The sequence below is a fragment of the Streptomyces kunmingensis genome, assembly GCF_039533535.1.
GTDB lineage: Bacteria > Actinomycetota > Actinomycetes > Streptomycetales > Streptomycetaceae > Streptomyces > Streptomyces kunmingensis.
In genome coordinates this window covers 1-9854 of sequence record NZ_BAAATS010000062.1, presented here as the reverse complement: position 1 = coordinate 9854, position 9854 = coordinate 1, and the positions used below count along the sequence as shown (strand labels likewise).

The following is a 9854-nucleotide window of genomic DNA, read 5'->3' as shown; positions in this document are numbered from 1 at the left end:
TGCAGCGATTGGTGCAATCAGTGCTGCAACGCCGATATGCATGCTGAAGCCGTTCGCTCCGGCGGACGGGCGACCTGACGATTTCTCGTAGGCGCACAGGAAACCGATCCGCTGCCCGACCGCGTGAACCGCGAGGTCCGGGCGGCTGCGAAGGACGATCGTTCCGATCCGACGGCGCAGCGGTCGTGCGCGTCACATCGCCCGAGCCCCGCCGGATTGCACACCGAAACCACACACATCCTCAGGAGGCGTCATGCCCGCGATCGAAGTCATCGAAAACGTATTCCGCAGTGGGTACGAACTGGACGGCCTGGCGTGGGTGCCATGGGTGGAACCCGGACGCGTCGGGGTCGACCATTACGCCTTGTGGGCCCCCGACGCACAGGAGGCATCGGCCGGTCTGCTCCTGCGCTTCCCCCCCGGCGCACACGGAGACTTCCACGAGCACCTCGGGTACGAGCTGATGCTCGTGCTGCAGGGCACGCTCAATCACAGTGACGGCCGGTCGTTCGAAAAGGGCGACCTGATCGTGGAGGCGCCCGGCACTCGTCATCAGATGTCCAGTGCCGAGGGGTGCACCGTGCTCGCGGTCCGCACTCACCCCGTCTCGGCTCGTGAGCCGCACAGCGGCGAAATCAACCAAACGACAGCAGCCCGGAGTTGACCGCTACTGCCGACGCGTGGAGCGCGCGTCGGCAGTGCACCGCAGGCACTCCGTAACCACCACGCACCACACGACGACACACCACACCACACCACTACACATTAGCCAGGGAGAATCACGATGTTCGGCGCAATGGAAGCACGGTACAAACTTCGCATAGTCCTCACTGCGACTTCTTCGGACTCCCACACCTGGAACCTGGTCTACCTCCAGCTCCTGCTGGAGGAGCACGGCCACGAAGTGATCAACCTCGGACCGTGTGTGCCCGACGACCTACTGCTCCACAGTGTCAGGGAACACGCCCCTGACGCCGTGGTGTTCAGTTCGGTCAACGGTCACGGGTTTCTGGACGGTGAGCGCGCGATCCGCACCCTGCGCTCCGAGCCGGACGGTGCATTCACCCCGGCCGTGATCGGAGGAAAGCTCGGCATCCTCGGAACAGCACAGCACGAAGCACACTCCGCGATGCTGGTGAAGGCAGGCTTCGATGCCGTGTTCTCTGACGGGGCCCTGGAGCCACTCATCTCCTATCTGCGGGATCTCTCGCCAGTTCCCGCAGCCGCATCCTTGCACCGGTCGCGCCGGAACGCGGAGGTGGCTGCCTGATGGCCAGCAACGACCTGCAGGCGATGGACTCCTTCGTCGCCCGGTCCGCACAGGCCGGACGACTCGTCGTGCAGCCGCGCATGGGCATGGCCGACCCTCGGCAGATGGCCGAAGGTCTTCGCGCGGTCGCCCAAGTACCCGCTCGGACAGTGGGCACGATCACCCTCGACAGTTACACACGTGTGGCCGACCACGACGGCGCCCGGCGTGCCCTGGCCGCCGGTCAGGACCTCAACGGCTACCCGCTCGTAGCCCACGGGGCTCGGACGGCCGCCGAGGTCGCCGCCGCAGCCTCGACGTGTCCCGTTCAGATACGCCACGGCTCCGCGATCCCCGGGGACATCTTCAGCACCATGGTCGAGGCAGGCCTCACCGTCAGCGAGGGAGGCCCGGTCTCCTACTGCCTGCCGTACGGACGCACGCCCCTGGTCGAATCCGTCGCCGCGTGGAAGGACGCCACGCAAGCGTTCGGCCACGGGAGCGCGATCGCCGGACAACGGGCTCACCTGGAGACGTTCGGGGGTTGCATGCTGGGCCAACTGTGTCCTCCGTCGCTTCTCGTCGCCATCAGCCTGTTGGAAGGGATGTTCTTCGTGGAGCACGGGATCGACAGTGTGTCGCTGAGCTACGCCCAGCAGACACACCCCGTACAGGACGTCGAGGCTCTGGCCGCGCTGCGCCTCCTCGCCGAGGAGTTCCTGCCCGCGCACGTCAAGTGGCACATCGTCCTGTACACGTACATGGGCGTATTCCCCCGTACTCTGCCGGGCGCCCAGCACCTGCTGGACAGCAGCACCGAGATCGCGGTGCGCGGCGGAGCGGAGCGAATGATCGTGAAGACCGCCGTGGAGGCCCACCGCATCCCGACGGTGGACGAGAACCTGCAGGCCCTGATCGAGGCCGACGCGCGCGCTCAGTGGGCGAGGTCCCACAGCCCGTTGCCCACGGCCCGGCAGGTGGACATGAGCGCCATCGCGACAGAGGCACGCGAACTGATCACAGCCGTGCTGCAACACGGGGAAGTCGGAGCCAGTCTGCTCACCGCGTTCCGCAAGGGGACACTAGATGTTCCCTTCTGCCTGCATGACGACAACCGAGGGCTCACGCAAGGCGCGATCGACAGCGACGGCCGCCTGAAGTGGGCTCACACCGGACATCTCCCCATCCGTTCCTCCCGTGCTCGTATGCAGGGCCGGATCACCTCCCACGAGCTGCGGCACATGCTGAACTTCACCGCCGAGCGGCACGATCGGCTGGCAGCGACCGGTCGGAAGGCCGGCCGTGAGATCAGCGAGCAGCCGACTCCCCACCGCATCGCGGTGATCGGCACCGGCCCACGTGGCCTGGCGGTCATCGAGCGACTCGGCGCACGATTGCGCGACGAGCCGCCGGCAGGGCCCGTCGAGATATATGCGATCGACTCCGTCGAACCAGGGGCGGGTCGGATCTGGCGCACCGATCAGCCCGCTTCGCTGCTGATGAACACGCCCGCCGGAGAGGTCACCATGTTCTCCGGCCCCCCGGACGGCGGGCCCACCCGTTCCGGAGCCGGCCCCTCCCTTGCCCAGTGGTGGAGTACGGAGTACCCCGACGCCGTGGGCGACCATGCCCACGGCTACGCACCACGTGGCCTTTACGGCCACTACCTGCGGTTCGTCCTGAGGAGCGTGGGACGGACGCTGCCGGAGGGCAGCACGCTCCACCCGATATGTGCTCGCGTCGAAAACATGGAACGCCGTCAGGACGGTGGCTGGCAGCTCCGTTTGGACGACGACTCCACACTGGACGCACACCGGGCGGTCCTCACCACCGGCCATCCGGTTACCCGCCTCGCCCCGTCACAGCAGGGCCTCGCGGATTTCTCCGCATCTCGGGAGTCCTTGCACTACATCCGCGGCGATGCAGCCGGGGACATGCCTTTGGACAGCATTCCGGCAGGGGCAACCGTCGGTGTGCTGGGCATGGGGCTGTCCTTCTACGATGTGATGAGCCTGCTCACCGAAGGGCGCGGTGGCCGCTACACCCGCCAGGGTGCGGACGTGCGCTATCACCCCAGCGGCCGTGAACCCCGGATCTTCGCTGGTTCGCGCAGCGGGGTCCCCCTTCCGGCCCGAGGCAGGAACCAGAAGGCAGCAGACCACTGTTTCACACCCCGGTTGTTCACCCGCGAACGCATGCTTGGCGCTCGCGCGCGAGGGAAGATCGACTTCGATGAGCATGTCCTTCCCTGGCTCCTGGCCGAGATCTGTCTCGTCTACTACGGAACCGAGGTCCGGCGTCTGCACGGGAGTACGCGTCTCGAGCAGCTCTTCCTGGACGAAGCCGTCGCAGCGGCCGAGGCTGCCCCGGAGGCACCGCAGCAGCAAGTGGTCGAGCGAGCCACTCGCTTCGGATGCGGCGATCTGCCCCCTCTCGACCTGGCCGCCTGGGCCCGCCCCCTGGCCGGTGCCACCTTCGCGGACCGAGCGTCCTACGAGGCCGCCGTCGCCGACCTGGTCCGCCGGGACCTGCACGATGCCGCCGAGGGCAACTTCCATGGACCGGTCAAGGCTGCGCTGGACACGATCCGCGATGTGCGTGGCATCATCCGCGTCGCAGTGAATTCCTCCGGACTCGCGGCGCGCTCCCACGAGGAGGACTTCCTCAGCCGTTTCGTGCCCGTCGCATCCCATCTGTCCGCCGGGCCGCCGGCGGTGCGCCTGGAGCAGGTACTCGCCCTGGTGAACGCGGGAATCCTGCGCTTCATCGGGCCGGACGCCATGTTCGGCACCGACGCGGCCCGCGACTGCTTCACCGCCTCCTCGCCCCACGTCGGTGACGGTCCGGTCCGTCTGGACGCCATCGTCGACGCCCGCATCCCCGCGCCGGACATCAGGACCGACACCTCCTCCCTCACCGCACAGCTGTACAGCAGCGGCATCATCACCAGCTACGCCAACGTCGACGACGACACCGTCTTCGCCACCGGGGGCATGGCTGTTACCGACGAGCCCTTCCACCCTCTCGACTCGCACGGACAGCGCGTATCCGACCTATGTGTCTTGGGCATCCCCACCGAGTACGCCCGATGGTTCACCCAGGTCGGCAGCAGCCGCCCGGGCCCTTGGGGCGATTTCATGAGCGACGCGGACGCCGTCGCCGCCGACACGCTCGTCGCCCTGCACTCCACCTCGAACGCCAACCGCGGCACGAAGGCCATCTCATGACGGACACAGCCCAGCACACCCACCGGCAACGCACCTCGGCGTACGACGCCTTCCGATCGGCGCGCGACCTGCTGCTGACCCACCGCGCCGACCACGAGACGGCTCACGCACGGTTCCGCTGGCCCAGGCCGAGCCACTTTAACTGGGCGCTTGACTGGTTCGACGTCATCGCTCACGGCAGTACCCGCCACGCCCTGGAGATCCTCCAACCGGACGGCACCAGCGACGACATGAGCTACGCCGAACTTTCCAGGGAGTCGGACCGCACGGCTCGATGGCTGCGGGAGCAAGGCATCCTACGGGGCCACCGGGTCCTGCTCGCCCTGGATTCCCGCCGCGAGCTGTGGGAATGCCTGCTGGCCTGTCTCAAGATCGGCGCCGTGGTCGTGCCGACCTACACCACTCTGACGCAAGCAGAGGCCAGTGACAGGTTCCACCGAGGACACATCACCCATGTCATCACCGAGGACGAGCTGACTCCGCTCTTTCCCCGCACAGGCCCAGGCCGTCGCATTGCCCTGCCCGGCAATGCGACGGGCTGGACCCCGTACCACCACCGCTCGGACGCACCGCCCGAGTTCGAGCCCGAGGCGCCCACCCCAGCGAGCGACCTCGCCTTCTGCTACTTCACCTCCGGTACGACCTCCGCACCCAGGCTTGTCGCGCACACGCACGCGAGTTATCCCATCGGGCATCTGTCCAGCCTGTACTTCAACGGTCTGCTGCCCGGCGACCGCCATATGAACATCTCGGCACCTGGCTGGGCCAAGCATTCCTGGAGCAGTTTCTTCGTGCCCTTCACCGCCGAGGCCACCGTCGTGGTGGCCCCGGCGGGCCCCACCGATCCGGAAGCGCTGCCGGCCACTCTGCGCGACCGGAAGATCGACACCTTCTGCGCACCTCCCAGTACCTGGCATGCTCTGCTGCCCCATCTGCACACCGCCCGACCGGCCCTGCGCGAGGCGGTCAGCGCCGGTGAACCGCTGACCGAGAGCGTCATCGAGCGATTCTCTGCTGCCTGGGGCATCGACATCAGGGACGGGTACGGACAGACCGAGACCACAGCGCTCATCGGAACGACTCCCGGCATGCGCCGGGCTCCGGGCCGGCTGGGCAAGCCCCTGCCCGGCTACCGCATCGTTCTGCGCGGCCCGGACGGCACCCCGGGCGACCACGGCGAAATCTGTCTCGACCTGGCCACCCGGCCCGTGGGGCTCATGGTCGGATATCTGGCGGAGGACGACAGCATCGCCCGTTTTTCAGCCGAGGACGGTCTTCACTCCACCGGAGACATCGCGGAACGCGGCGCGGACGGGCGTCTTCGCATACTCGGTCGCGTCGACGACGTCTTCAAATGCTTCGACCACCGCATCTCCCCGTACGAGCTCGAAGCGGTCATCAAGTCGCACGAGGCCGTCGCGGAGGCGGCCGTGATACCGCGTCCCCACCCCGTGGGTGGTCATACCCCTCACGCGGTGGTCGTCCTTCGACCCGGCCACGCCGCCGTCGACACCACAGCCGATGTCCTGCTCCGGTACAGCGCCGACCGGATCGGCCCCGAGCTGTGCCCGCGCAGTGTCTCCTTCGCCGCCGCCCTGCCGCTCACAGCATCCGGCAAGGTCCGGCGCTCCGCGCTGACTGCGGCGCCCGACGGCTTTTCGGCCGTCGGCCCCGGCTGATCACCGGCTGAATTCCCCTATCGGATTCACCGATTTCCGCCATCTGCTATGCCGTCCACCGGTGAACAGCACAGGTATACAGTCCTGGTTGAGGACAATGCGCCGCAGCTTTATCCGAGGCAAGGTGATTCAGTATGTCCGCAAGTGCATCAGAAAAGGCGAACGCACACGACCATGTGCTCTACTGGAATCACGTCACTCTTGACGTATTCCGGCGTGTCGGCGGCACCCCCGGTCCGTTGACCCGGGGCGGAGCCATGCTGAACCTGGCCATCTACGACGCCCTGAACTCGGTACAGCCCATCGGTAAGCCGTACCTCACCCAGGACGCCACCGTGCGCGGCCGGACGGGGATCGTCGACAGTGCCGTCGACCATGCCGCCTACACGGCCCTGACCGCCGCTTTCCCCTCCGTCGACATGGAGGAGGCGTTCAAGGGCGCACTCGCGCTGCCGAACTGCGGATCTCACGAGGACCAGAGGGTCGGGCAACGGCTCGGCACCGAGACAGCGAACGCCGTCGTCGCCGACAGGGTGGACGACGGGTCCGCCGACACCACGCCGTACCGCGAGACCCGGCTGCCGGGCCACTGGCGCCCCGCACCCGACAAACCCGCCGGTGCACCCAACTGGGGCCGGGTCAAACCGTTCACACTCTCTTCGGGCAGCCAGTTCCGCCCCGACAAACCGCTCGGGTTCACGTCCCCGGAGAGGTTGCTGACGAGCGCGGAGTACGCAGCGCAGGTGAACGAAGTGAAGCGCATCGGCGCCATGCACTCCACCGTGCGTACCGCGGACCAGACACAGTTGGCCCACTACTGGGCGAACGACCTCGAGGGCACGTACAAGCCGGTAGGACAGCAGTACGATCACACGCTCGCGGTGTACGCGCGGCACAGTGCCGAGGGAACGCCTTTCGACAGTGCCAGGCTGTTCACGCTGATGTCGGTGGCCCTCGCGGACGCGGCAATCGCCATCTGGGACTCGAAGTACGACACCGACTGGGACGTGTGGCGCCCCGTGCACGCCATCCACCTCGCTGACCTCGTCAAGAACCCGTACATCGAGGCCGATCCCGGCTGGCATCCTCTGGAGAGCGATCCCGCCGGCAAGAGCTTCACCCCCAACTTCCCGACCTACGTCTCCGGGCACTCCGGCATCGCCGCCGCCTGGGCGGGAAGCCTGCGGGAACACTTCGGACGGGACGAGCTGGACTTCAGCGGCGGCACGGACGACCCCTTCGCCAAGGGCGTCGTACGGAGCTTCAGCAGTCTGAGCGCTGCCGCACGGGAAAAGGCCGACAGTCGCAAATTCATCGGCGTCCACTTCGAATGGGACAACGAGGCAGCCCTCGCCCTGGGATACAAGGTCGCCGACCACGTGTGCCGCGCTCTGTCCGACTGATCGGCACGGGTCGCGCAACAATTGGAAGGCCGCGGTCGGCCGCGTCCTTCCAGTGCGTTCTCACAACTGACTGCTCCTGGTCACGGTCACCCCGCTGTCTTCAACCGGGAAACGATCATGACCTTGTCGCCGTGTGCGCTGTAGACCACCTGCACGTCCTCGCCCTCGGCGTTGCGGCCTGCCACCTCCGCGTCCAGCCGCGGCAACGACCGCAGGCAGCCACCGAGGCTCGGTCGCTCCTGTGGGTGCCGGAAATCCGGCCACCGCTACTGACCTCGGCCTAGCGGTCGAGGCAAGGCAGGGCGAGATCCTGTCGCATGGCTCTGCGACTGCTGTACCTGACCTTCCTGAAGGCCCTGGGATGGATAGCTCTGCTGACACGATCGGAGGCTTAAAGAACGCGGAGATTCTCGTGCTGCGACACCAACTCGCAGTGCTGCGCCGCCAGGTCGCCCGGCCGAAGCCCTCGTGGGCGGACTGGGCGGTGATCGCGGGACTGGCACGACTGCTGCCCAAAGCCCTGCGAGAGCACGTGTTCGTCACCCCAGGCACGCTGCTGCGTTGGCACTCCGACCTGAACAAGCGCCGCTGGACCTACAAGCAACGAAGGCCAGGCCGTCCGCCGACCCGGCCCAGCCTACGGAAGCTGGTTCTGCACATGGCCGCGGAGAACCCGCACTGGGGGTACCGCAGAATCGCCGGTGAACTGACCAGCCTGGGCCGCCCGCTCGGCGCCTCCACGGTATGGGCGATCCTGAAGAAAGCCGGGATCGACCCGGCCCCACGCCGCTCGGGCCCGACCTGGGCGGAGTTCCTCCGCAGTCAAGCTTCCGGAATCCTCGCTGTGGACCTCTTCCACGTCGATACCGTGCTGTTGAAACGCCTGTACTGCATGGTCACGATCGAGATTTCCACCCGCCGAGTACACCTCCTTGGCTTCACCGCCCACCCGACCGGCAGCTGGACAATCCAACAGGCCCGCGACCTCCTCATGGCGTTGGACGACCGCGTTGGCCAGATGAAGTTCCTGATCCGGGACAGAGACGCGAAGTTCACCGACGCCTTCGACGCCGTCTTCACGTCCGAGGCCATCCAAGTGCTGCTCACACCGGTCCGGGCGCCGCGGGCGAATGCAGTCATCGAGCGCTGGATCGGCGGATGCCGGCGGGACCGCACGCTGATCATCAACGAACGCCACCTGCGACACGTTCTGGCCGCGTACGAGAAGCACTTCAATACCCATCGCCCGCGCCGTGCCCTCCACCAAGCAGCACCGCTGCGACCGCTCCCCGACCCAGTAGACCCGGACGGCAAGGTCATCCGTCGTGATCTACTCGGTGGGGTGATCCACGAATACTCGCAGGTCGCATAGGGCGGTCGAGTTTCGGGCACCCACAACCCACAGGCCAGTCCTTCGACGCCGTCTTCAAGACCGAGGAATAGAAATCGTCAAGAGCGCGCCGCGAACGCCTCGGATGAACGCCCACTGCGAGCGAGTGATCGGCAGCATCCGGCTCGAAGCCCTCGACCACGTCCTTATCCTGAACGGAGCCCACGCCCAGCACGTCTTGACTGCCTACGAGCGGCACTACAACGACCACCGCCCGCACCTGGCCCGCAACCAACGCCCTCCGGGCGCCGACCAGCGGCCCATCACCGTGCACGAGCTCGAAGGCCGCAGGCTCCTACGCACCCGCATCCTCGGCGGTGTCATAAATGAGTACCGATACGCAGCCTGACCTGCAGCGACGACTTTCCGAGCCCCACAGTAGAAACCTTGAAGCCGAGGGCGGCAGCGCCCCCCAGGACCAGTACGGACATCCAGAGGGTCGCGAAGCCTGCCTCGTGCCCCACGGCGACGCCGACCGGGCCGCCGATGACGAACGCGGCGTTCCAGGCGAAGTAGTACGAGCCCTGGTAGGTGCTGACGCGGCCGCGCGGGGCCCGCTGGGTGATGTAAGTCATCGACATGGGCGCCCACAAGACCTCGCCGAGCGTCCAGACCACCATCGCCGCGAGAAATCCGGCCATGTCACCGGCGAACGCGTTGGCGCCGAAACCGACGGCGAACAAAACTCCCGCCATGACCAGCGGCGTCTCGTCCCGCATCGACTTGACGACCTTGGGGACCATGGGCAGCAGAATGATCGCAAGAACTGCATTGGCGGCTAAAACGATGCCAATGCCCCTCGCGTCCAGTCCCTTTCCGCGCATGTCGAGGGGCAGCGCCGAATTGACTTGGGTGCAGTTCCTTCTGAGGGAAGACGCTGAGCTGGGAATTTACCCATCGACAAGT

At 66.8% G+C, this 9854-nt stretch carries 8 protein-coding genes; 7 read left to right on the top strand and 1 reads right to left on the bottom strand.

All coding sequences use genetic code 11. The annotated features are described in order from the left end of the window. Positions 1-253 precede the first annotated feature (253 nt). From ABD366_RS41470 to ABD366_RS41440, 7 genes are all read left to right on the top strand, one after another. Positions 254-664, top strand: a complete 411-nt coding sequence (locus ABD366_RS41470; protein ID WP_324768444.1) for a cupin domain-containing protein — start codon at positions 254-256, stop codon at positions 662-664. Positions 665-784: 120 nt separating this feature from the next. After that, positions 785-1270 carry a cobalamin B12-binding domain-containing protein gene (locus tag ABD366_RS41465; protein ID WP_324768443.1) on the top strand — a complete coding sequence of 162 codons (486 nt, stop codon included), beginning with the start codon at positions 785-787 and terminating at the stop codon, positions 1268-1270. Beyond that, entirely contained in the window at positions 1270-4476 is a 3207-nt protein-coding gene (locus tag ABD366_RS41460) for an FAD/NAD(P)-binding protein (protein ID WP_324768442.1), read from the top strand. The genes ABD366_RS41465 and ABD366_RS41460 overlap by 1 nt, the downstream gene beginning before the upstream one ends. Next, positions 4473-6155: an AMP-binding protein gene (locus ABD366_RS41455; protein WP_324768441.1), complete on the top strand. Its 1683-nt coding sequence runs from the start codon at positions 4473-4475 to the stop codon at positions 6153-6155. Before ABD366_RS41460 ends, ABD366_RS41455 begins: the two co-directional genes overlap by 4 nt. A 257-nt stretch (positions 6156-6412) precedes the next feature. Next, positions 6413-7558, top strand: a complete 1146-nt coding sequence (locus ABD366_RS41450; RefSeq protein WP_324768440.1) for a vanadium-dependent haloperoxidase — start codon at positions 6413-6415, stop codon at positions 7556-7558. Between the two features lie 361 nt (positions 7559-7919). Continuing rightward, the gene (locus ABD366_RS41445) at positions 7920-8930 is read left to right on the top strand and encodes an integrase (RefSeq protein WP_324768439.1); all 1011 of its coding nucleotides are present in this window, start codon (positions 7920-7922) and stop codon (positions 8928-8930) included. A gap of 103 nt (positions 8931-9033) precedes the next feature. Next, positions 9034-9297: an integrase core domain-containing protein gene (locus ABD366_RS41440; RefSeq protein WP_324768438.1), complete on the top strand. Its 264-nt coding sequence runs from the start codon at positions 9034-9036 to the stop codon at positions 9295-9297. Here the strand turns inward: ABD366_RS41440 and ABD366_RS41435 are convergent. Then, positions 9269-9784, bottom strand: a complete 516-nt coding sequence (locus ABD366_RS41435) for an MFS transporter (RefSeq protein WP_324768454.1) — start codon at positions 9782-9784, stop codon at positions 9269-9271. The genes ABD366_RS41440 and ABD366_RS41435 overlap by 29 nt on opposite strands. Between the last annotated feature and the right edge of the window lie 70 nt (positions 9785-9854).